Origin of the sequence: Comamonas sp. E6, assembly GCF_001010305.1 — a bacterium.
Classification (GTDB): domain Bacteria; phylum Pseudomonadota; class Gammaproteobacteria; order Burkholderiales; family Burkholderiaceae_C; genus Comamonas; species Comamonas thiooxydans.
Map to the genome: position 1 here is coordinate 32,724 of NZ_BBXH01000030.1, position 23,294 is coordinate 56,017.

The 23,294-nt window shown below is 61.6% G+C and carries 19 protein-coding genes; 6 read left to right on the forward strand and 13 right to left on the reverse strand.

What is annotated here, in order from left to right; all coding sequences use genetic code 11:
* The first annotated feature begins 83 nt into the window (after positions 1-83).
* Complete coding sequence (locus tag CSE6_RS22545) at positions 84-1,781, forward strand: phosphoethanolamine transferase (RefSeq protein ID WP_059441549.1); 1,698 nt, start codon at positions 84-86, stop codon at positions 1,779-1,781.
* Positions 1,782-1,857: 76 nt separating this feature from the next.
* Here CSE6_RS22545 and CSE6_RS22550 read toward each other — a convergent pair whose 3' ends face one another.
* The 5 genes from CSE6_RS22550 to CSE6_RS22570 are packed head-to-tail and all read right to left on the reverse strand — an operon-like array spanning position 1,858 to position 6,155.
* The gene (locus CSE6_RS22550) at positions 1,858-2,628 is read right to left on the reverse strand and encodes an ABC transporter permease (protein ID WP_003068629.1); all 771 of its coding nucleotides are present in this window, start codon (positions 2,626-2,628) and stop codon (positions 1,858-1,860) included.
* 8 nt (positions 2,629-2,636) lie between these two features.
* Positions 2,637-3,485, reverse strand: a complete 849-nt coding sequence (locus CSE6_RS22555; RefSeq protein WP_059441550.1) for an ABC transporter ATP-binding protein — start codon at positions 3,483-3,485, stop codon at positions 2,637-2,639.
* A 57-nt stretch (positions 3,486-3,542) separates the two neighbouring features.
* On the reverse strand, positions 3,543-4,571 hold the full coding sequence (locus tag CSE6_RS22560; RefSeq protein WP_039050115.1) for an ABC transporter substrate-binding protein: 1,029 nt from the start codon (positions 4,569-4,571) through the stop codon (positions 3,543-3,545).
* 53 nt (positions 4,572-4,624) lie between these two features.
* A complete protein-coding gene (locus tag CSE6_RS22565; protein WP_039050116.1) occupies positions 4,625-5,125 on the reverse strand; it encodes a nucleoside deaminase in 501 nt (166 codons plus the stop codon).
* A gap of 13 nt (positions 5,126-5,138) precedes the next feature.
* Complete coding sequence (locus tag CSE6_RS22570) at positions 5,139-6,155, reverse strand: ABC transporter substrate-binding protein (RefSeq protein ID WP_059441551.1); 1,017 nt, start codon at positions 6,153-6,155, stop codon at positions 5,139-5,141.
* Between the two features lie 471 nt (positions 6,156-6,626).
* On the opposite strand from CSE6_RS22570, the gene CSE6_RS22575 reads away from it, so the two are divergent.
* A complete protein-coding gene (locus CSE6_RS22575) occupies positions 6,627-7,625 on the forward strand; it encodes an isopenicillin N synthase family oxygenase (protein ID WP_059441552.1) in 999 nt (332 codons plus the stop codon).
* A 188-nt stretch (positions 7,626-7,813) separates the two neighbouring features.
* Here CSE6_RS22575 and CSE6_RS22580 read toward each other — a convergent pair whose 3' ends face one another.
* The 6 genes from CSE6_RS22580 to CSE6_RS22605 all read right to left on the reverse strand — a co-directional run bounded on the left by CSE6_RS22580 (position 7,814) and on the right by CSE6_RS22605 (position 13,762).
* A complete protein-coding gene (locus CSE6_RS22580) occupies positions 7,814-8,068 on the reverse strand; it encodes an acyl-CoA-binding protein (RefSeq protein WP_003050754.1) in 255 nt (84 codons plus the stop codon).
* 179 nt (positions 8,069-8,247) lie between these two features.
* Positions 8,248-9,453 (reverse strand): porin, encoded by a 1,206-nt coding sequence (locus CSE6_RS22585; RefSeq protein ID WP_059441553.1) that lies wholly within the window; start codon positions 9,451-9,453, stop codon positions 8,248-8,250.
* A 250-nt stretch (positions 9,454-9,703) separates the two neighbouring features.
* Positions 9,704-10,675: a quinone oxidoreductase gene (locus CSE6_RS22590; RefSeq protein ID WP_012840015.1), complete on the reverse strand. Its 972-nt coding sequence runs from the start codon at positions 10,673-10,675 to the stop codon at positions 9,704-9,706.
* Positions 10,676-10,754: 79 nt separating this feature from the next.
* The gene (locus CSE6_RS22595; protein ID WP_059441554.1) at positions 10,755-11,723 is read right to left on the reverse strand and encodes a tripartite tricarboxylate transporter substrate binding protein; all 969 of its coding nucleotides are present in this window, start codon (positions 11,721-11,723) and stop codon (positions 10,755-10,757) included.
* Positions 11,724-11,740: 17 nt separating this feature from the next.
* Complete coding sequence (locus tag CSE6_RS22600; protein ID WP_012840017.1) at positions 11,741-12,799, reverse strand: 3-keto-5-aminohexanoate cleavage protein; 1,059 nt, start codon at positions 12,797-12,799, stop codon at positions 11,741-11,743.
* 114 nt (positions 12,800-12,913) lie between these two features.
* Positions 12,914-13,762 carry a TauD/TfdA family dioxygenase gene (locus CSE6_RS22605; protein ID WP_012840018.1) on the reverse strand — a complete coding sequence of 283 codons (849 nt, stop codon included), beginning with the start codon at positions 13,760-13,762 and terminating at the stop codon, positions 12,914-12,916.
* A 157-nt stretch (positions 13,763-13,919) separates the two neighbouring features.
* Here CSE6_RS22605 and CSE6_RS22610 point away from each other — a divergent pair, with 157 nt between their 5' ends.
* Complete coding sequence (locus CSE6_RS22610; protein ID WP_003068608.1) at positions 13,920-14,954, forward strand: AraC family transcriptional regulator; 1,035 nt, start codon at positions 13,920-13,922, stop codon at positions 14,952-14,954.
* Here CSE6_RS22610 and CSE6_RS22615 read toward each other — a convergent pair.
* Together CSE6_RS22615 and CSE6_RS22620 are read right to left on the reverse strand one after the other, a co-directional pair.
* Positions 14,941-16,152, reverse strand: coding sequence for a M20 aminoacylase family protein (locus CSE6_RS22615; RefSeq protein WP_003068607.1), 1,212 nt, complete (start codon positions 16,150-16,152; stop codon positions 14,941-14,943). The genes CSE6_RS22610 and CSE6_RS22615 overlap by 14 nt on opposite strands.
* Before the next feature lie 84 nt (positions 16,153-16,236).
* On the reverse strand, positions 16,237-17,397 hold the full coding sequence (locus CSE6_RS22620; RefSeq protein WP_039050122.1) for an ABC transporter substrate-binding protein: 1,161 nt from the start codon (positions 17,395-17,397) through the stop codon (positions 16,237-16,239).
* A gap of 160 nt (positions 17,398-17,557) precedes the next feature.
* Between CSE6_RS22620 and CSE6_RS22625 the strand changes: the two genes are divergently transcribed.
* The 3 genes from CSE6_RS22625 (at position 17,558) to CSE6_RS22635 (ending at position 23,276) form a co-directional block, all read left to right on the forward strand.
* The gene (locus tag CSE6_RS22625; protein ID WP_059441555.1) at positions 17,558-19,621 is read left to right on the forward strand and encodes a molybdopterin-dependent oxidoreductase; all 2,064 of its coding nucleotides are present in this window, start codon (positions 17,558-17,560) and stop codon (positions 19,619-19,621) included.
* A 195-nt stretch (positions 19,622-19,816) separates the two neighbouring features.
* Positions 19,817-21,376 carry a sensor domain-containing diguanylate cyclase gene (locus CSE6_RS22630; protein WP_003068601.1) on the forward strand — a complete coding sequence of 520 codons (1,560 nt, stop codon included), beginning with the start codon at positions 19,817-19,819 and terminating at the stop codon, positions 21,374-21,376.
* 304 nt (positions 21,377-21,680) lie between these two features.
* The gene (locus CSE6_RS22635) at positions 21,681-23,276 is read left to right on the forward strand and encodes a flavin monoamine oxidase family protein (protein ID WP_059441556.1); all 1,596 of its coding nucleotides are present in this window, start codon (positions 21,681-21,683) and stop codon (positions 23,274-23,276) included.
* The last annotated feature ends 18 nt before the right edge of the window (positions 23,277-23,294 follow it).

Consider the following 23,294-nt stretch of genomic DNA (forward strand, 5'->3'; position numbering starts at 1 on the left):
CAATTTTTTACAAGGGTTAACCATGTAGGAGGCTTCAGCGGTTTTTAAGAAAGTCCCGCCAGACTTCTCCGATACCTATTTTTTTGCCGTCCACCGTGGCTACCCAAGACTCCGTTTCCGCCCCATTTTTCAAGGGGCTTTTTCGACCTCGCACGCCTCAGTTCATCGCTCTGGCCCTGGCCATCTGGCTGACACTGACGGCGAACTGGGCCCTGTGGCTGCGCCTGCCTTCCCTGGATGGCTATCACGGCAGTCTGGCCCTGCTGGCCCTGCGGGTTGTGCCGCTGGTGCTGGGCGCCAGCCTTCTGCTGACCTCTTTGTTTGCCTGGCCGCGCTTTACCAAGCCGCTCTGGGTGGCGCTGCTGCTGGTGGCGGCCAGTTCCCAGTACTTCATGGTCAGCTACGGCACCGTGATGGACAAGGGCATGATTCACAACATCCTGCAGACCGATGCGCGCGAAAGCTCGGACTTGTTCAACATCAAGCTGCTGGCCGAGGTGTTGATCATCGCCATACTGCCAGCCATCTGGCTGTGGAAAACCCCGCTCAAACGCGCCAACAGCGCCTGGCGCAATATGCTGCGCACCGCCTTGCTGCTGCTGGGCGGCATTGCCCTGATAGCCGCATCACTGGCCGTTTCCTACCGCGATCTGGCCCCCGTGGTGCGCAACAATCTTTGGCTGCGCTACATGATCAATCCGATCAACCCCGTGCTGTCCGCAGCCTCGGTGGCGCTGGATCCTCTGCTCAACAAGCCCAGGCCTTTTGTCAGCATCACGGGCGGCGCGGCCCTGGGTGCCAGCTATGCCGCAGCCCAGAAACCGCCGCTGCTGGTGCTGGTGGTGGGCGAGACTGCACGCTCAAAGAATTTCAGCCTCAACGGTTACGAGCGCGATACCAACCCCGAGCTGGCCAAGCGCGATGTGCTGAGCTGGCGCAATGCCCGCTCCTGCGGCACCAGCACCCGCGAATCGGTGCCCTGCATGTTCTCCAACCTGGGCCGCGAAGGCTTTTACGCCTCCAAGGTCGAGCATGACAACCTGCTCGACGTGCTGCAGGCCGCCGGACTGGCCGTGCTTTGGGTGGACAACCAGGCAGGCTGCAAAGGCGTGTGCAAGCGTATCCCCATGGCCGATACCGCCGACAGCGTGAATACGCCGGCCGGCAAGGCGCTGTGCGCCCAGGATGGCGAATGCCTGGATGCTCTGCTGCTCAGCGGCCTGGACGAGCGCATCGCCAAGCTGGACCCCGCACGCCGGGCAAAGGGCCTGGTTCTGGTCATGCACCAGATGGGCAGTCACGGCCCCGACTACTTCAAGCGCTCCACTGCAGACCTCAAGGCTTTCAAGCCCGAGTGCGCCACCAATGCACTGTCCAGCTGTTCGCAGCAAAGCGTGGTCAATGTCTACGACAACTCCATTCGCTATACCGACCACTTCCTGGCCCAGACCATAGACTGGCTCAAGACCCAGCAAAACCAGTTTGAAACCGGCATGTTCTACATGTCAGACCATGGCGAATCGCTGGGCGAGCTCGGTGTCTATTTGCACGGCATGCCTTACGCCATGGCGCCCGACGATCAAAAACATGTGCCCATGATTGCCTGGCTGGGAACGCTGGGTGCGCGCACCGGCCTGAATCAGGCCTGTCTGAGCAAGACTCTGGACCAGCCGCGCTCGCACGACAACCTGTTCCATACGGTGATGGGATTGATGGATGTCACTTCTCCAACCTACAAGCAGCCTCTGGATGCATTTGCCAGCTGCCGCACGGCCAGCTAGCCATTGACTGCGCAGTACAAAAAAAGCCTGCCGGATGCACGATCCGGCAGGCTTTTCCGCTTTCAGCAGCTGCGTATCACTCGCCCTGAGAGCCGCGGCGCGCCCAGCCCGTGGTGTGCTTTTCCAGCAGGTTGAACAACTCGTACATCACCATGGCCATGGCTCCCACCACGATCAGCCCCGCAAAGGCCAGGCCCATCTGCATGGAAGAGCCGGCCGAGACCAGCAGATAGCCGATCCCCTCGTTGGCAGCCGTCATCTCGCTGACCGTGGTGCCGACGAAGGCCAGCGTGATCGCGACCTTGAGCGAGCCGTAGAAATACGGCAGGGAGCGCGGCAGGCCGACCTTGATCAGCACGTCCCAGCGCTTGGCTCCCAGCACGCGCAGCACATCCTCAAGTTCGGGCTCCAGCGTGGCCAGACCCGTGGCGATATTGACCATGATGGGGAAAAAGCTGATCAGAAAGGCCGTGAGAATGGCCGGGCCTGCGCCGATGCCGAACCAGACCACCAAAATCGGCACGAACGCTGCCTTGGGCAAGGCGTTGAAAGCCGTCATCAGCGGGTAGAAGGCCGCATAGGCCAGACGCGAGGAGCCGATCAGAAAGCCCAGCAGCACGCCCACCACGATCGCCAGGGCAAAGCCTGCCATCGTCACCCAGTAGGTGCGCCAGGCATGCATGGCAATCGTGCCCGCAAACTCATAGAGCTGATGGCCTATGGCCCAGGGGCTGGGGAAGATGAACTCCGAGACGCCTAGGCCCGAGCAGATGATCTGCCAGAGCAGGACGATCAGCAGCAACAGCAGCCAGGGAGCCCAGCGCTCGGCGGTTTTTTGATGTTTCATGATGCGCCTTATTGAGGAATGGCGGCAGCGATGTCGGTGCCGCTCTTGCGCAGGGCGCCAATATGGCCGCGCAGCTCGTAGACAATGTCCGAGAACTCGGGGGTGTAAGTGACCTCCAGATCACGCGGGCGCGGCAGGTCGATGTCGCGGCGCACCACGAAGCGGCCCGGGCTTTTGCTCATCACATAGACGGTATCGGCCAGGAACACGCTCTCGCGCAGATCATGCGTGACCAAAATCACATTGAACTTCTGTTCGGCCTGCAGGTCGCGCAAGATGCACCACAGCTCTTCGCGGGTGAAGGCATCGAGCGCGCCAAAGGGCTCGTCTAGCAGCAGCATCTGCGGCTCGTGAATCAGGGCGCGGCAGATGCTGGCGCGCTGCTGCATGCCGCCGGAAAGCTGCCAGGGAAACTTGCGCTCATAGCCTGCCAGGCCCACCTTGCCCAGCAGCTCTATGGCACGCGCCTCGTATTCCTTGCGCTTTTGCTTGAACTGCGAACGGTGCGGCTCCACGATCTCCAGCGGCAGCAGCACATTGTCCAGCGTGGTGCGCCAGGGCAGCAGCGAGGAGGACTGAAACGCCATGCCCGAGATCTTGAGCGGCCCTGTCACGCGCTGGCCATCGACCGTGATGCGCCCCATGGACGGCATCTTCAGGCCCGTGGTGAGCTTCATGAACGTGGACTTTCCGCAGCCCGAAGGACCGACGATGGCGATGAACTCGCCGCGCTGCACCGTGAGGTCGATGGCCTCCACCGCAAAGTGATTGGCCTGCAGCAGCTCTTCGTTATAGGCCAGCCAGACGTCTTTGAATTCGACGAAGGGCCGGACAGCTTCTGTATCTGATGATTTCATAAAAACAGGCTGTAGCAACCGTCACACAAGCGCATACAGCTATCAATCAATGAGCAATTACTTTTTGGGAAAGACGTCGAGATCCGCGACTGGCGGCAGAAAGCGGCCGTTCCAGAGCGTCTCGGGGTTCACGCGTGTCTTGGTCGCATAGACGTCCGAGATCTGGGAAGCCATCAGCGCCATGCGTGTGGGGCTGACCTGCCCAAAGCCCTCGCCGCGCGCGTCGGCTGTGTTGATCACGGTGTCGATCGCCAGCTGCAGACGGCGGGTTTCGAGCGCCGTGTTGACGATGCCGTCGCGCTCCTTCACATAGGCAATGGCTGCGCCGGGGTTGGCCATGACTTCCTTGGCGCCCTTGCTGAAGGCCTTGAGGAAGGCACGCACGGCTTCGGGGTTCTCGCGCACCAGCTTGGCGCTGGCGATGATGGCGTTGCCATAGAGCTTGACGCCGTTGTCGGCAAACGGCATGACTGCCACATCGGCCGCCTTCACGCCCCGCGCCTCCAGGTTCAGCAGCGAAGTAAAGGTAAAGCCCGTGATGGCATCGATATCGCCGCGCACCAGCATGGTCTCGCGCAGCGGCGGATCCATGGTGGTCCATTGCACATCGCCGACTTTGTTGGCCTTGGCAAACAACGGAAAGCCGCGTCGGCCTGCATCAAAGACCGGCGCTCCCAGCTTCTTGCCCGTCAGGTCCGCCGGCTTGGCGATGGCGCTCTTCTTGAGCGCCATGACCGAGGCCGGCGTGTTGTTGTAGACCATCATCACGGCCACGGGCTTGTCCTTGACTTCGGGGTTGTTGGCATGAAACTCCATGAGCGCGGCCAGATCGGCAAAGCCCATGTCGTAGGAGCCCGATGCCACGCGCTGGATGGCGCCGCCCGAGCCGCTGCCGGCATCCACCGTCACATTGAGCCCTGCGGTCTGGAAATAGCCCTTGGCGACTGGCTGCAGAAACAGTGCCGCAGGTCCTTCGAAACGCCAGTCGAGCTGGAATTTGATGGGCGTTGCGGCAAAGGCTGCCGTGGCGCTGGCAAAGCTGCCCAGGGCCAGAACGGATTGCAGGAACAGGCGCTTGGTTTGCATGATGGCTTCCCTCTCTCTATGTCAATGAATTGCGGTTGAGTTCGTGTCGGCGCTCAGACTTTCCAGGCGCCCTGGTGTGAACTGCTGGCCTCTTCGATCAAGGCCGGCCCGATACATTCGATGGCGTGCGAAGCGGTCTGAAACACATCGCGGCAGGACAGCTCGGCATCCTTCTGATCGATCCGCTCGCCACGGAACACGCGCAGCCGCTCGGCATCGATGCCATAGACCACGCGGCCGATGGCGGACCAGAAGATCGCGCCGGCACACATCACGCAGGGCTCGGCAGACGAGTACAGCGTGGCGACGGCCAGTTCATCTCGTGAATGCAGGGGGCTGGCCAGGCGGATGGCGGACAGCTCGGCATGGGCCGTGCAATCGCCGCTCTCGCCGTTGGCATTGCTGGCCCGGGCCAGCACGCGTCCGTCGGCCGCCACGATCAGCGCGCCAAACGGCCGGTTGCCGCGCTCGCGCGCCGTATCGGCAAGCGCAATGGCTTCACGCAGATAGCGGCCATCGCTGTCATTCAAGGTCTGGGCTTGAGGCAGGGACATGGAGGCTTCCTCCTCAGGCCTTGAGCATGCGCGCCGACCTGGCTGGCAGCATGCTGCTGTTGAACAGTGCATCGGCAGATGGCGTGGTCTTGAGCGCAAAGGTCTGCACCACGCCGTCCAGTTGCTGCTCCATCAAACGCTTGCTGAAGTCGCCCAGTCCATGGCGTTTCGTATCTGCCGCGGCCACATACTGTGCGGTAATGGACCAGCGCTCCAGCTCCAGCTTCTCATCGAGCATCGGCTCGCGCTGGCGCACGGCGGCAATGCCTGCTGCGGGGTTGGCAAGGCACTCCACAATCGCCCGGTTGGTGGCGCGCAGGAAGGCGGCCACGACCTGCGGCTTCTCGGCGATCAGCTGGCTGGACGCAAGGATCGCATTGCCATACAGATGAACGCCTGCATCGCTGTAACGCAGTATGGAAAGCTCCTCGGGCTTGAGGCGCGTAAACAGCGATACCGCCGAGTCATGGAAATAGGTGGCGGCATCCACATCGCCACGCACCATGACGTTGTCACGTGCCGAGAACTCCGTCGTCGACCAGGCAAACAGATCGGCGGGCAGATTCTTGCGCCGCGCCACCATGGGCCAGGCACGGCGCGTGGACTCCACTGCCGCTGCAGCCACCTTCTTGCCCTTGAGACTTGCGAAGTCCGAAGTGATGCCTCTGTCCTTGCGCCCGATGATCACAAAGGGCGCGCGGTTGTAGTACTGGTAGACGGCCTGCACGCGAGGTGTGCCGGCGTTCTGTGCATTGAACTCGATCAGCGAACTGATATCGCCCAGTCCGAGCTGGTAGGCACCACTGGCGATACGTGTAATCGAAGCCACCGAGCCCGACCCTACGTCCAGACTCACATCCAGCCCCTCATCGCGGTAGTAGCCGTTTTGCTGGGCCAGAAAGAACGGCGCCGTCTGGCCGTTGACGCGGAAATCCAGCGTGAATTTCAGCGGAGTCAGCGACTTGCCCTGGGCATGAACCCAGGGTGCGCCGCAAAGAGGCAGGGCGGCAAGAAATTGGCGACGTAGCATGGTGGAACTCTCAGGTCTCTGGCGACAGGAACGCCAGCAGCTGCCGCTGCTGACAGGACTTGAGCAATTTCCGGGCACTGCACGCGGATGCAGGCTGAACGCTTCTACTCGTTCAACCTTCTAGCAATTGGCGTGCCTGCTTTGGGTTGCGCCTTGCCAGGTATCAACAAAGTGCATGCAAAAGAGATGGATGCATGGATTCATGCACGGCAATGCACCAGATTGAAGCCATGCACCAAAACCAAGAGTGCCCGCGCCCTGGAAAATGGCTGGCACGCTGTTTGCTGCACTCAAATCAAGAGTAGAAGCGTTCAGCACGGTGCTCTGACCTTCCCCCGGTCAGCAGCTTCGCGGGTCATTGCTCTTGAAGTGGGTGCGGCACACAGCCGCGCCTGGTATCCACACTTCAGATGCCCGCACCAAGCCTCACTGGCAAAGCCGGTGTCTGAAGTCATCGCAAGAGAAATTCTTATGCAGACCATGACCAGCCACTCTTACAGCCTTGGCGAGCTGGACAAGGAAGCCCGCATGGGCGGGCAAGGCGCAGAAACCTCGGCGCGCGAAGTTCGCGTCATAGACATCAGCGACTTCGAGCAGCGCAAGCAGGAGATTGCCGAGCAGATCTGGAGCGCTTCGATAGAAATCGGCTTCTTCCAGGTTTCCGGCCACGACATTGCCCAGGCCGATATCGACGCTGCGTTCGGTAGAGCCGAGCAGCTATTCGCCTTGCCGCCCGACACCAAGTCGCAATGGCCGCTATCGCGCAATGCAGGCTGGGAGCACAAGGCGCAGATTCGCCCTTCCACGCGCACTCCCGACCAGAAAGAGTCCTATCAGGTCACACGCCCGCGCATGCAAGGCTTGTGGCCCAGCGAGCAGGAGTTGCCCGGCTTCAAGCAGGCCACGCTGGCTTTTGAGCATCAATGCTGGCAGGTTGGCATGCAGCTGCTGTCCTGCTTTGCCTACAAGCTGGGCTTTGACGATGAATTCTTCACCCGCGCACATGACCCCGCCGTGCCCAGCTACCAGAGCACGCTGCGCATGCTGCATTACTTTGCAGTGGACCCGGCGCTCAAGGACGAAATCGGCCTGTGGCGTGCAGGCGCACATACGGACTTCGACTGCCTGACGCTGTTGTTCCAGCGCGCCGGCCAGGGTGGGCTACAGGTGCTGCCCGGCAAGGAGGCCGAGACCCAGCAATGGACGCCCGTGAAGCCCGTGGATGGCGTCATCACCTGCAATATCGGCGACATGCTGATGCGCTGGAGCGACGACCAGCTGCCCAGCAACTTCCACCGCGTGCGCAACCCTCAGCCCCATGAATACCAGGGGGCCCGCTATAGCCTGGCCTTCTTCTGCCAGGCCAATGAGGATGCGGTGATAGAAGGGCCGGCCAAAAAATATCCGCCCATCACAGGGGCGGAATATTTGCGTCAGCGCATCAGCGCCAATTTCTCGAACAGGTACTGACACCCCCTGAGCAGCCCTGCCGCTTCCTCCAAGGGGACGACACCTTCGGGGCGGCCCTTCCTCGGTGTCCCTGGCTGGGGGGCGCCAGTTTCCAGCCCCCCCGTCTCTGGTGCAGTGTGATGTGGTCCGAATTGAAACGACAAAGCCCCGGAGCCCGGGGCCTTGTCGGCGATCAGGGGTGGCGCGAATCAGCGCAGCGACTCGATGAGATCGATGTACTGCTGCTTGGCCTCATCCGGCGTTGTGCCTTCCAGCTTGGCCCAGGCATCCCACTTGGCGCGGGCCACCATGTCGGTGAAGCTGGGCTTCTTGGCTTCGTTGTCACCCTCGGTTGCCTGCTTGTACAAGGCATAAATCTTGAGCAAGGTGGCGTTGTCGGGACGCTCGCCAAGCGAGGTGGAATTCTTGACGGTCTCTTCAAACCGGGCGTTCAGATCGGACATGAAAGGTCTCCTGGGCTTTAATAGTCGAGGCCAGTGTAGCCAAAAATCCGGAAAATTAGAACGACCGTTCTTTTTATTTCACAAAGTACTGCAACGCCGACAAGCAGCCCTTTGCGGAACGCACTCCCTCAAATCCGCCTCTTCGTGATTCGCCTCGCGGCAGCAGCAACGGACTGCCTTCAGAACATCATGCGCAGACCCGCATCAAAGCCCAATGCGCTGCGTGGCTGCATTCCGGGGCTGTTGCTGTAGGCCGGTTGCGGCATGATGACCGGGCTGCTGACGGCCAGCGGCGTCACACCCATCACCGCAGGATTGTTGTGTCCATTGCTCACGCTGATACGTGACACCGTGGTGTAGAGCGCCGTGCTTTTGGAGAGGTTATGCACATAGCCCAAGGCCAGCTTGTTCACCGATGCGTCGCCGGCTCCCTGCCCATTTTTGAATTGCACCCTGGCCACCGACGCCCTGAGCTGATGCAGTCCGACAGGAATTTGCACACCAGCCAGAAGTCCGTCATAGCGGTCTGTGGCCCGCACATCGCTGCGCGCATTGCGCACCTGCGACCACTCGCCCAACACACGGACCGGGCCGAAGTTGTACGAACCGCCCAGGTTCAAGGACTTGATGGTTTCCTTGCGGCCGTTGAAAGTGCCCAGCATGCTTTCGCCATAGCCCAGCGCAATATCGGTGGGACCACTGGCCCAGCCAATGCGCCCACCGGCATAGCGGCCGCGCCTGGCATCATTTTCCGGGAAGGCATACATCAGCTGACCATAAATTCCGCCCAGCCCTGTCGGCAGGTGGTAGCCGATGGAGTTGTTGGCGCGCAGATAATTGTCCGTGCCTGCCGACAAACCGTTTCCTAGCAAGCGCTCGGGCATCGTGCCGCTGGTCTGCGTACTCAGCGCACGGTTGATGGCCAGGTTGCTGCTGACCACCGCCAGCAAATTGACGCCCACGCCGTTGACGGAATAGGGATCAAAGGCCCAGTCATTCAGAAACGACGGCGTGTGATCACGCCCAAGGCGCAGCTCGCCCCAATTGCCCGCCAGGCTGACGGTGGAGCGTCGCCCAAAGTTCAGCGCGCCGCCGCCCGTGTCGTTGGTCACAGGTGCTTCCAGCCACATGCTGGCAGACATTCCAGCCCCCAGATCTTCAACGGCACGAACACCCAGACGGCTGGCCAGATTACCCGAGGGTGACAGTGCCCAGATACCTTGGCTGGCCGTACGGCCGGAGCCATCCCAGGAATTGCTGCGCACCATGTAGCGGCTGACGCCCGCATCCATGACACCAAACAGCGTCACGGATGACTGAGCGCTGGCCAGGCTGCTGGCGGACAAGGCAAAAAGACTCCAGATATAGCGTGAAATACGTGGCATTTCATGTCTCCTTTTCGTTATGAATTCGCGGTATTGATCCGCGAAATCACTCTAGAAAAGGAAGGCGGCAGCTCTTGTGCAGTTGATGCCATTCATTGCTTATTTGGTGCCATGTTCCCAAGGTGAAATCCCTAGGAATGTCGCCCTGCCGCATGGCCAATGTCAGACAGAAAAAAGCCGGAGCCTTGGGAAAGGCACCGGCACGGATTTTCGCAATGGCTTTACCCGCCCAATATTTGCGCCCAGCAGCTCATGGCACGAGTACCGTGGCCCCCACAGTCTTGCGCGCTTCCAATGCGCGATGGGCTTGTGCCGCCTCGGCCAAGGCAAACTCCTGCTGAGGCTCGCTCACGATGCGCCCCGCCAGCACGTGCTCGAACAGCTCTGCAGCCATCTCCAGCATATGTGAACGGGGCTGGATGTAATGCATCATGGCCGGCCTCGTCATCCAGATCGAGCCTTTGGCGGCCAGCAGCGATGAGTCCACCACCACGGAGCCGGAAGAGGTTCCGTTGCTGACCAGCGAGCCACGCGGCTGCAGGCAATCGAGCGAGTCCATCAGTGTGTCCTTGCCTACCGAGTCGTAAACCACGGGAACGCCCTTGCCTGCCGTGATTTCCTTCACTCGCTCGACGATGTTTTCACGCGAAGTCACGATGGTGTGTGCGCATCCGTTCGCCCTGGCCAGCTCGGCCTTCTCATCCGTGCTGACCGTACCAATCATGTTGACCCCCATGGCGCGAGCCCACTGACAGGCAATCAGGCCTACGCCTCCGGCAGCTGCGTGATAGAGAATGGTTTCACCGCCCTGCAGCGGATAGACCTGACGGAACAGATACTGGGCCGTCATGCCTTTCATCATGAGTGTGGCTGCAGTACGGTCTGAAATTCCGTCGGGCAACGGAATCAGCACTTCTGCAGGCATCACACGCGCCTGTGCATAAGCGCCTTGCGGGCCGGTCAGATAGCCGACGCGGTCACCCACCCGGATATCCGTCACACCCGTTCCGACGGCCTCGACCACACCGACGGCATCCGAGCCCAGCCCGTTGGGCAAGGCCAGCGGATAGCGCCCAGTGCGGAAGTACACGTCGATGAAGTTGAGCGCGATATAGCTGTGCCGCACGCGCGCCTGGCCTGGGCCGGGGTCTCCCACGGCAACGTTTTCCAGTCGCAGGACTTCTGGACCGCCAGTCTCGTAAAAGCGAATGGCCTGAGTCATGAAATGCTCCTGTATCTATTGAGGTGCAAGTCCGGGCATCCTCAGTCGCAGACATGCCCGGACCGATTGACGAGCCGACTCAGTTCAGCTTGATGCCGAAATTCCTGACGATCTCGCCATTGCGCTGGTATTCGGCCTGCAGATCGGTAGACAGCTGCTCCAGCGTGCGCTCCTGGCGAATCGGCTCAAAGCCTGTGGCCGCATAACGTGCCTGCACCGCCTGGCTGGCATTGACCTTCTGCAGCGTGGCATTGATCTTCTCCAGCAACGGCTGCGGCGTCTTTGCCGAGGCAAACACACCCGCCCAGTTGCTGAAATCAAGCTCCGGATAACCAAGCTCAGCCATCGTCGGCACCTGGGGGTAGTCGGCCAGCCGGCTTTTGTAAGCCACGGCCAGCAGCCTGACCTTGCCGCTGGGAACCAGCGGTTTGGTGGTCACGGAGCCGTCGAACATCAGCGGGATCTGATTGCCCATGATCTGTGCCAGCGCCGGTGCCGAGCCAGGGAACGGGACATGTTGCATGTCCAGCCCCGCCTTCTGATTCAGGATTGCCCCTGCGTACTGCGATGCCGTCCCCTGGCTGTAGGAGGCAAAGGACAGCTGACCCGGATGGGCCTTGATATAGGCAATGGCCTCCTTGGCATCCTTGGCCGGGAACTGAGGCGAAGCAATGAAGACCATGACGGAGCGTGCCATCTGCGAGACGGGTCTGACATCCTTCATGGCATCAAAGCCCCCCTTGAGCACATGCGGAACCTCGGTCAGGATATTGGTCACCGTCACCAGCAGGGTATTGCCGTCTGAGGGCTGGGACAGCATGTATTTCACCGCCATGGCACCGCCGGCACCGGGGCGGTTTTCCACAATCACAGGCTGTTTGAGCTCATGCGCCAGCTGATCGCTGATGATGCGAGCAAACACATCGATCGTGCCGCCGGGCGGGGCAGGAACAATGAGCTTGACGGGCTTGTCGGTGAAAGCGAAGGCGCTGCCAGTTGGCAAAGCTGCAGCCAGAGCAATGGACAGCAGGACTGGAATGCGTTGCATCGTGCGCTCCTTTGACCTCAGGCGACTTTGCGCAGAAAACCCTGCTGAGCACCGTTGCGATTCGGAGCAAAGCCGTTCCTTGCCAGGCTCTCCTCCACCGTGTCGTAGAACACGCCGATCTGGCAGATCTCGCGCGCCTGGGCAGGCGTGGCGATGGGGCGGCTGCATTCCTTGGCAATGCGCACCAACTGCTCGATCTGCTCCACCGTGCCCATTTTTCGGGTTCGGGTCTGATTCCACAGATTGTCTTCGGTGCCGCAGCGCACATGCAGGCCCATGGCAATGCCCATGAGATTGATGGGCAGCACGTTCAGCACCGAGGCCTCTACCGTGAGCACCGCACCGTCGGGCACGGCGCGCACAAAATTGGCCAAGCTGTAAACGCTGGGCTGGTCCATTCCGCCGCCGATGGCCACCCAGTTCAGCACCAGCGGTCCTTTGTAGATGCCGCGACGCATCAGCCGCTCCACCGACTCAAAGCTGTTGATGTTGTAGCACTGGAAGGCACTCTGAATGCCGGCCGCACTGAGGCGGCGTATATGCTCTTCGGCCCAGCCCGGCTGTGCTGGCACGGTCATTTCCTTGTAGGCATTGAACACCGCAGGGTCCTCCATCGAAGTGCCCTCGATATCCCGCGCATCGAACTGCTCCAGAATGTTCATCTGCGAGGTATTGATGGTCACCGTCACCTGATCGGGCTTGGGGTCCAGCTCGGCCAGCATGTGGCGGGTATCGTCAGACAGCCATTTGGCGGCCGCGCCATCGGTTTCGGGTGCAAAGCTGATCGACCCACCTACCTGGATGATCATGTCCGGGACACGGGCACGCACGCCGGCAATCAGCTCGTTGAACTTGGAAAGCCGCTTGCTGCCGCGGCCGTCGAGCTCGCGTACATGCAAGTGCAGCACCTGGGCGCCGGCGTTGTAGCAGTCCACGGCTTTTTGAATCTGCTCCTCCATCGTGACGGGAATTTCGCCGGGGAAGTCCTCCGGCAGCCACGAAGGTGCATAAGGAGCTGCAGTGATGATGAGAGGCTGCTGATTTTCGGCAACCAGATGACCGTCGAGGAAATTCATGATGATGTCTCCGTTGTTATATGAATGCCATGCCCGCACTCAGAGCCTTGCGTACAACTGTGCTTCGCACCGCCCGGCCAGGTTCTGCGCCTTGCCACGAACGTCTTTCGATGCTCAAAAAGTCGGCGTGCCAATGATTCCGGCGCGCTCCATCTTTCGATGGCTGGGCGGGTAGTCCATCACCGCGTAATGCTGTGTCGCGCGGTTGTCCCAGATGGCGATGCTGCCGGGCTCCCAGCGCCAGCGGACCTGGTACTCGGGGATCGCGGCCTGGCTGATCAAGAACTGCAGCAGACTGGATGAGCCCTGGGTGAAGTCCTGGCCCACACGCACATTGGCGGGCGTGTGGAAGTTCGTGAAATGAGTGGTGAAGCCGCTGACAAACAGCACTTTTTCACCGGTTTCCGGATGTGTACGAACCACCGGGTGCTCCGCATCCGGAAACTGCGCCTTGAGGGCCAGACGCTTCTGCGCAGGCATGGCGGCGCCAAAGGTGCACTCAATGCTGTGGCGTGCCCGCAGCGGGGCTATCACGTCCTTGATATGCGATGGCAGCATCTCGTAAGCCAGCGCCATATTGGCCCACATGGTGTCGCCGCCGACCGGCGGACATTCGACGCAGCGCAGCACGCAGCCCATGGGCGGCACCTCGCGCCAGGTGGCATCGCAATGCCAGGAGTTTTCATACCGGTCCAGCGGCTTGTCTGGCGTCTTGTAGATCTGCACCAGGCCGGGATGCTCGGGGTCGCTGCCGACCACCGGGTGGTCCTCCAGCTCGCCAAAACGCCGGGCAAAACCGACATGCTCGGCGCGACTGATACTCTGGCGGCGCAAGAACAGCACCTTGTGCTTGAGCAAGGCCGTCTTGATCTCTGCGAAAAGCCCATCATCGCGCAGCGCATCCGCCAGTTGCACATCGACCAACTCCGCGCCTATGGCACAGGTCAGAGGGTTTATCTGCATCACTGTCTCCTACACTTTTTTGAACCCAGGCTTGTTGCTAGTCTCTGCCGCCCGGTAAGTCCACTGTAGAAAACCTGTGTCACATAGGTTGTGCATTTCATGCCGCACGCTATGCATCTCATGCCAGAATTTCTCCGACTTTTTGCGTGGAGCAGTCATGGTCACTTTTGTGCGCGCGGCATCTCTGACGAATTTCTCGGAACTCTTCAGCGAACTGGGAGGAGACCCTGATGCGGCATTGCGTCGTGCCGGCCTGCGCCCAGCCGTGGTGCGCGAGCAGGATCAGCTGATCGATGCATTGACGGCCGGACGCCTGCTGGAAGAAGCTGCAAGCATCACGGGTTGCGAAAACTTCGGGCTGCGCATGGCGCAATCACGACAGGTTTCAAACTTCGGTGTCGTCAGCCTTTTGTTGCTGCACCAGCCCACCTTGCGCAAGGTGCTGAGCACGCTGATCGAGCATGTGCACATGCTCAATGAGTCGCTGGTGATTCATATGGACGACGCCAATGGCGTCGTGGTGCTGCGCGAAGAGTTCACCCTGCCGGATGCATTGCCGCAATCCATGGAACTGGCAATCGGCGTGCTGTTTCGTACCTGCAACCTGCTGCTGCATGAGCAATGGCGCCCGCTGCGGGTCTGCTTCAGCCACCCCGCGCCCGGCGACACCGGCCTGCACAAGCAGATGTTTCGTTGCCGCGTGGAGTTTGATGCGGACTTCAACGGCATTGTGTTTCGCACCGAGGACCTGGATGCTCCCAACCCCTTGGCCGACCCGGTTCTGGTGCGCTATGCCAAGACCATGGTGGACACCACGCAGCAAGGCCGTCAGGCCTCCATCGGCCAGCAGGTGCGCAAGGCCATCTATCTCATGTTGCCCTCGGGCAATGCCACCTGCATCTGCGTGGCCCAGGGTCTGGGGCGCAGCGTACGGACCCTGCAGCGCGAGCTTGATGGTGAAGGCCTGAGCTTTACCGACCTGCTACAGGAGGTTCGCTCGGATCTTGCCCAGCGCTATGTGCGCAACCCTGACTACCCTGTGGGCCAGATCGCCTCCATGCTGGGCTACAACAGCCACAGTGCCTTCACACGCTGGTTCAGCACGCTCTTTGGCTGCCCGCCCGAGGTCTGGCGTGAAAGAAATCTTCCACCCAGCCCGCAGCGGCGGGGCCAAGCCTTCAGCCGCGCGTAGGCTGGTCCAGCCAGCGCTGGGCCAGCTTGACCCAGAAGGTCGCACCCAGCGGAATCAGCGCATCGTTGAAGTCGTAGCTGGGGTTGTGCAAGGTACAGGGGCCACCGCCATGCCCGAGGGCGCGATGATCACCATCGCCGTTGGCGATAAAGCAGTAGGCTCCGGGCTTTTCCAACAGCATGAAGGCAAAGTCCTCGGCCCCCATGGATGGCTCTTGCGGCACCACACCGGCATCGCCCAGAATCTCGCGCATCACGGCCTGGGCAAATTCGGCCTCGGGGGCCGTGTTGATGGTTGGCGGGTAGTTGCGCACGAACTCGAACGAGCATTGCGTGCCATGCGCCGCACAGACGGCCTCGCTGATCTGCTGCATGCGCTGCTCGATGAGGTCCAGCACCTCCAGCGTAAAGGTACGCACCGTGCCCTGCAGCTCCACGCTGTCCGGCACGACGTTGGTAGCCTCGCCGGCATGGACCATGGTGACCGACACCACGCCCGCCTCAATGGGCTTGACGTTACGGCTGACGATGGTCTGGAAAGCCATGATGAGCTGGGCCGCCACGGGTACCGGGTCCACCACCATATGCGGCATGGCCGCGTGGCCGCCCTTGCCGCGTACCACGATCCTGAATTCGTTGCTGGATGCCATGGCGGGCCCCGCACCCACGGCCATGGTGCCGGCCTTCATGCCCGGCCAGTTGTGCATGCCAAACACAGCCTGCATGGGGAACTGCTCGAACAGTCCGTCGTTGACCATCTCCCGGGCACCGCCACCGCCTTCCTCGGCAGGCTGGAAGATGGTGTAGACCGTGCCCTCGAAGCTGTCGCGATGTGCGGCCAGATATTGCGCCGCCGCCAGCAACATGGCCGTGTGGCCGTCGTGACCGCAGGCATGCATCTTGCCCGCATGGCGGCTGGCATGGTCAAAGGTGTTGAACTCCTGCATGGGCAGGGCATCCATATCGGCGCGCAGGCCGATGGCTCGGCCGCTGCTGCCGCCGTCGCGGCCATGGATGACGCCCACCACACCGGTCTTGCCCAGACCGCGATGGATCGCTATGCCCCATTGCTCCAGCTTCGCCGCGACCAGATCCGAGGTCCGTATTTCCTCGAAACACAGCTCGGGGTGGGCGTGGATATCGCGACGCAGCGCGGCAATGTCAGGGGCGCTTGCTTGAAGTTCGGGCAGCAGGGCCATGCGCTCTCTCCTTGGGGTCATCAATGGCAAAGATGCCATGATGGCCCAAAGCGAGAGAGCTTGCGCCCTGCGCGCCTCAAAGCCTCACACCCGGACCTTTCCGTCGCCTGTGAGCATGGACAGCTCGACAAAGCGCGGCTTGCCGGCCTGTGGACGGAAGGCGATCGGAAAACCCGCCACCTGCTGGCCATTCATGGCCTCCAGTGCCGCTACCAGGCCATCGCGCTGCAGCCGGCCTGCGGCAGCGGCGGATTTCAGCGCCTCGCTCACGACACGGGCAGCCAGATAGCCTTCCATGCTGGAGTAATCGGGCTGCAGCGACGCGCCTCCTTTGTGCAGTGCGGCCTGAAACTCACGCGCCAGGGGATGCGATGTCTTGAAGGGCGAGGGCACGACCTGGGTGACCACCACGCCCTCGGCCTCCTTGCCAAGAGCCTGCGCCAGTGCAGAAGTTCCCACGAACGACACGTTGTAGAACTGACCGCCATAGCCCGCCTGGCGTGCCGCTCGCACAAAGGCAGCGCTGGCCGCATAGGTGCCGACCTGCACGATGACATCGGCACCCAGCGGCACCAGAGTCTTGACGGCCTTGGCCACATCCTGGGAGTTGCGCTCCACCGTGGCTGCACCCACGGGTTTGAGGCCATGGCCTTGCAGCGCCTGCATCACCCCCTCGAGACCTGACTGACCATAGGCGTCGTTCTGATGAAACACCGCGATCTTCTTGAGGCCCAAAGAAACCAGCTGTCTGACCATGAGCGCGGTCTCATCGGCATAGGAGGCACGCAGATTGAAGACCGCCTGCGCCAGCTTGGGGTCGCGCAGGCCGGCGCCCCCCGTCAGTGGAGCAATCAGCGGCAGCCTGGCTTTCTGCAGCAAAGGCAGTGCGGCCATGCTGGTGGGCGTGCCCAGATAGCCAAACAAGGCCATCACATCATCGGCAATGAATTTCTGGGTATTGGCCACGCAGCGCTCTGGCTCATAGCCATCGTCCAGCGTGCGCAGCTCCACCTGGCGGCGGCCGATGCCGCCCTGGGCATTGAGCTGATCGAAATACAGCTTGGCGCCCTGCACAAACTGCATACCCAGCTGTGCCGAGGGGCCGCTCAGCGCGCAGGACTGCCCAAGCACAATCGGCCCGCTCGAATCCTGGGAATGACTTGCGCCGATCCAGCTCCCGGCTGCCACAGCTGCGCCAGCAGTCATGAATTGACGACGGTTCCACTCCACTCGCTTGTACTGCATTGCTCTTGATCTCTCTCTACGGGCTACTCATTGCTACGGGCTGGATCGGCCCGTTTCTGGGGTCTTGCATCTCAGGTTTTTTGACATGGATGCGCGCCGCATAATAGGCCCACAAAACGGTCTTCAGACGCAAACCGATCCAGATTTTCGAGCCCACGACATGCCTCATATCGTTCAAGTACGCGGTGCCTGCCCGCATGACTGCCCGGACACCTGCGCCCTGCTCACCACGGTGGTCGATGGCACGGCCACCAAGGTGCAAGGCAATGCAGAACACGCTCACACGGGCGGCGTGCTCTGCGCCAAGGTCAGCAAGTACACCGAACGCACCTACCACGCCGGGCGAGTTCTGCAGCCTCTCAAACGCAGCGGCCCCAAAGGCAGCGGCCATTTCTCCCCCGTGAGCTGGGACGAGGCCCTGAGCGATATTGCCCAGCGCCTGCACGGTATTGCCCGGCGCGCGCCCGAAGCCATACTGCCCTACAGCTATGCCGGCACCATGGGCCTGGTACAGGCCGAAAGCATGGACCGGCGCTTTTTCCACCAGCTGGGCTCCAGCCTGCTGGATCGCACCATCTGCGCCAGTGCCGGTAGCGAGGCGCTGACCGCTACCTATGGCGGCAAGCTGGGCATGCGTGTGGAGTTCTTTGCCGAAAGCAAGCTGATCCTGATCTGGGGCAGCAACAGCATCGCCAGCAATCTTCATTTCTGGCGCTATGCGCAGGAAGCCAAGCGCCAGGGCGCCAAGCTGATCTGCATAGACCCGCGCAAGAGCGAGACCGCCGACAAATGCCACGAGCATCTGCAACTGCTGCCCGGCACCGATGCGGCACTGGCATTGGCGCTGATGCACGAGCTGATCGTGCACGACTGGCTGGACCATGACTACATCGCCCAACACACTCAGGGCTGGGAGGCACTCAGGGCCAGAGCATTGCAATGGCCGCCCGAGCGCGCCGCCAGTGTCTGTGGCCTGAGCGTGGAACAGATTCAGTCCCTGGCCCGCGATTACGGCACGACCAGGCCTGCGGCCATCCGCCTCAATTACGGTATGCAGCGCGCGCGCGGCGGCGGCAATGCCGTGCGCGCCGTGGCCTGCCTGCCGGCTCTTGTCGGCGCCTGGCGCCACCGCGCTGGCGGGCTGCTGCTGTCCGCCTCGGGGGTCTCGCCGTTCAAGCGCGCAGATCTGCAAATGCCGCAGTTGCTGGGCGAGCGTCGCCCACGCACGCTGAACATGAGCCAGATTGGCGATGTGCTGCTGCATGAGGGCGATGCCGGCTTCGGCCCCAAGGTGGAAGCCGTCGTGGTCTATAACAGCAATCCCGTGGCGGTGGCGCCAGAGTCGGCCAAGGTGGCTGCGGGCTTTGCGCGCGAAGATCTGTTCACCGTGGTGCTTGAGCATTTCCTCACCGACACCGCAGACCATGCCGACTATGTGCTGCCCGCCACCACGCAGCTAGAGCATTGGGACATCCACGGCAGCTACGGCCATACCGATGTGCTGCTGAATCGCCCCGCGATCGAGCCCCAAGGCCAGGCGCGCAGCAACGCGCAGATCTTTCGCGATCTGGCCATGCATATGGCCAGGCTGGACCCCGCTTTTGCCGCAGCCTGCTTCTCTGATTCCGACGAAGCGCTGTGCCGCGCAGCGCTAGCACAGACAGCCATTGATTTCGACGATCTTCTGCAACAGGGCTTTGCCCATATCCCGCTGCCCGATGCGCCGTTTGCCGAAGGTGGCTTTGCCACGCCTTCGGGCAAATGCGAATTCGACAACCCCGCCCTGGCGCGGCTGGGCATCAACACCCTGCCCGACTACCTGCCCAATTACGAGCCGCCCACGGCCGCCTACCCGCTGGCCATGATCTCGCCGCCGGCACGCAACTTCCTCAACAGCAGCTTTGCCAATGTGGCCAGTCTGGCCCGCATGGAAGAGCGTCCACTGCTGGAGATGCACCCCGATGACGCAGCTGCGCGCGGCATTGCCGACGGTGACCGGTTACGCGTCTTCAACCAGCGCGGCGAGCATGTCTGCCACGTCGCCGTCAACGGCCGCGCTCGCACCGGCGTGGTGGTGGGCCTGGGCATCTGGTGGCGCAAGCAGGGAGCCAACGGCACGAATGTGAACGAGCTGACGCATCAGCAGCTCACCGATATTGGCCGGGCGCCCTGCTTCTACGACTGCGCGGTACAGGTGGAAAAGTTCAAGGAGTTGTCAGCCTGACGCGGCTGCATTGTGGTTGACCATGAGCAGGGCCACGGCGCGAGCAACCATAATGCAGGCACTCAATGAATATGCGGCCGGGGTCTGAGCCTGTCAGAGCACACAGGTACAGCGCAGAGCCGCCCTGCTCTCGCGACATCATCTGTGAAGAAATCTCTCCCCTGGCACCGCCGGCTTGCGCCTAACCGGCTTGATTTGCGTCGACTGATCCTGGTCCTGACCATCTGCAGCGCGCTGATCCCGTTTCTCAACACCTTCTATGCCGGCTATCTGGTGCAGCGCCAGCAGCTGATAGACAACACGCTTGAAGGTCACCATGCCTATGCGACCAAGCTGGCGCAGAGCACGGATGATTTTCTGCAGTCCGCCCTGCAGCAGCTGGAATACAGCGCCAATCTGATGGGCGCGCACATGGATGACGTGGACTATCTGGCCAAGGAGGCCACACGTCTGCGCCTGCAAACCAAGAGCTTCAACTCCGTCACCATCATCGACCCAACGGGCTATGTGCTGGCGACATCGCCCGAAACCCTGCAGATCAAGGGCAAGACGCTGCAAAGCGCCGGAGTGACACAGACATTGAGCACTCGCGGGCCCGTCATCAGCCAGCCCTATATGTCCACGGCCGGCAACTACATCGTCTTTGTCTCTCAGCCCATTTTCGACCCTCAGGGCGAATTCCTGGGAGCGGTAGGCGGCAGCATCTACCTCAAGGAAGACAGCATCCTCGACACCCTGCTGGGCTCGCACTTCTACCAGGATGGCACCTATGTCTATGTGGTGGACCAGAACAAGCACATCATCTATCACCCCGACAACCACCGTATCGGCGATCAGGTGATCAACAACGATGTCATCAACGCCGTGATCCGAGGCGAGTCGGGTACGGCGCCAGTCGTCAACAGCAAGGGAGTGGAAATGCTGGCCGGCTATGCCGTCATCCATGCCTCGGGATGGGGCATTGTGGCCCAGCGCCCCAAGGCGGCCACGCTGGCCCCGCTCAACAAGCTGATGCGCTCCGTGCTCTACAAGACCCTGCCCATCGCCCTGCTGATGCTGGTGGTCATCTGGTGGAGCGCGCGCCGCATTGCCAGCCCGCTGCGCCAGCTCGCCAATGGCGCTCACGATATGGACAAGCCCGAGACGGCGCAGAACATCCAGGCCGTCAAGTCCTGGTACTTCGAGTCCTACGAACTCAAGAAAGCCATGCTCAAGGGCCTGGGCCTGCTGCAACGCAATATCACCAAGCTGCGCGAGGACGTGAACACCGATCCGTTGACCGGGCTGGGCAATCGCCGCCATCTGGAGGCAGCCATCAGCGCCTTTCAGACGCAAGCGCTGCCGTTCTCGGTGATTGCCATCGACATCGACCACTTCAAGCATATCAACGACGGTTTTGGCCACGACACAGGCGACGAGGTACTCAGACAGCTCGCACGCACCATGCGCGAGGTCTCGCGTGTCGATGACCTGCCCTGCCGCGTGGGTGGCGAGGAGTTTCTGCTGCTGCTGCCCGGCACGGGGCTGGAGGCCGCCGCCCATGCCGCCGAGCGCCTGCGTCAGCTGGTCGAGAAAATGGAGATACCGCCCGTGGGCCATATCACCATCTCGCTGGGCGTGGCCCACTGGCCCGACAGCGATCCCGATATCAAGGCCGTCTTCCAGCAGGCCGATGCCATGCTCTATGCCGCCAAGCGGGGTGGACGCAATCGTGTCATGGTCAGTAAGGCCTGCGAGCCTCCCAGCGAGCTCTGAGCCCGGCAGCACCGTAGTTCCGCTCCCACACTCAAGGCGTATCCGCTGTCACAGCCGCTACGCTTTTTTTGCAGCTTATTGTGTGACTCCGTTGCACCAATTTGGCCACTGACGCTTCAAATTAGTGAGCATGCACCACAAGCGTTAAAAGGATTGAGCGCAAATTGATCTGAATTCCATAACAAGTAACTGATTTCATTGAACTAATGCCTTGAGCCCTCTGACCTGGCACAGCTCTTGCTGAAAACCCTTGCCCCGCAACCCCGGATGGACAGCGGAATACACAACAGCAAAGGAATTTCAGATGCCAGAGCCAAGCAAGCATGTCAGTCGCAGACAACTGCTCTCGATGATCGGAAAGGTCGCGGGCGGCAGTGCCATGTACCAAGCCATGAGTTCACTGGGCTACGCCGCCGAGTCGCATTACAGCGGTCCGGTCAAGCTCGGCAACGCCAGACATGGCGCGTCGGTTCTGGTGCTGGGCGCGGGCCTGGCAGGCATGGTGGCAGCCCACGAGTTGCGCGCGGCGGGCTACAAGGTGCAGTTGCTTGAATACCAGAGTCGCGCCGGCGGCCGCTGCTGGACGCTGCGCGGCGGCGATGAGTTCAGCGAACTCGACGGTACACGCCAGAAAGTGGGCTTTGCCAAGGGCAACTACTTCAACCCCGGCCCCTGGCGCGTGCCCTACCACCACCATGCGATGCTGGACTACTACAAGCGCTTCGGCATCAAGCTCGAAGCCTTCAACCAAGTCAACTACAACGCCTATCTGCACAACAGCAAGGCCCTGGCCGGCAAGCCCCAGCGCTTTCGCCATGTGCAGACCGATGTCTACGGTCATGTGGCCGAGCTGCTCGCCAAGGCTACCAATCAGGGCGCGCTGGACCAGAGCGTCAGCCGGGAAGACAAGGAACGCCTGCTGGAGAGCCTCAAGGCCTGGGGCGTGCTGGACAAGGAGTACCGCTACCGCGCCAGCAATGCGGTCAGCGATTTCCGTGGCTACGACATCGACCCCGGCGGCGGCCTGATGGCGCAGGCCAAACCGTCGACGCCCATGGACCTGCACGAGCTGCTCGAATCCAATTTGTGGCGCCAGATGGGCGTTGGTAATATCTACGAATTCCACAGCGCCATCTTCCAGCCCGAAGGCGGCATGGACATGCTGGCCCAGGCCATGGCGCGCGATCTGGGCTCGGCCATACGCTACAACGCCAAGGTCACCAGGATCGCCCAGAACGACAAGGGCGTGACCGTGGACTATGTAGACGCCCTCAAGCCCGGCGCCACACTGCAGGCCCGCGCCGACTGGTGCGTGTGCACGATTCCGCTGTCCATCCTGAGCCAGATCGAAGTGCAGGCCAGCAGCGCCATGCAAAACGCGATTGCTGCCGTGCCCTACGGCAGCTCCATGAAGGTCGGTCTGGAGTTCAAGCGCCGCTTCTGGGAAGAGGACGAGCGCATCTACGGCGGCATCAGCTACACCGATCTGCCGATTCAGCAGATCTCCTACCCCTCCACCGGCTATATGGGCAACGGCCCCGCCGTGCTGCTGGGCGCCTATGCCTTCGAGAACTCCAACAGCTACCGCTTCTCCTCGCTCAAGCCGGCCGAGCGCATTCGTCTGGCGCTGGAGTACGGCGCGCAGATTCATCCGCAGTACAAGCAGGAGTTCCTCAACGGTGTGTCGGTAGCCTGGCATCGCATGCCCTGGATCAACGGCTGCTTCGGCAACTGGACCGATGCGCTGCGCGAGCAGCACTACAAGGATCTGGCCCAGATCGACGGTCGCCTAGTGCTCGCGGGCGAGCATGTCTCGTACATCCCCGCCTGGCAGGAAGGTGCCGTGCTGTCTTCGCTGGACGCCATCCAGCGTCTGCACGCCAAGGCCTCCAGCCTCTGATCGCCCATGTCTGCAACA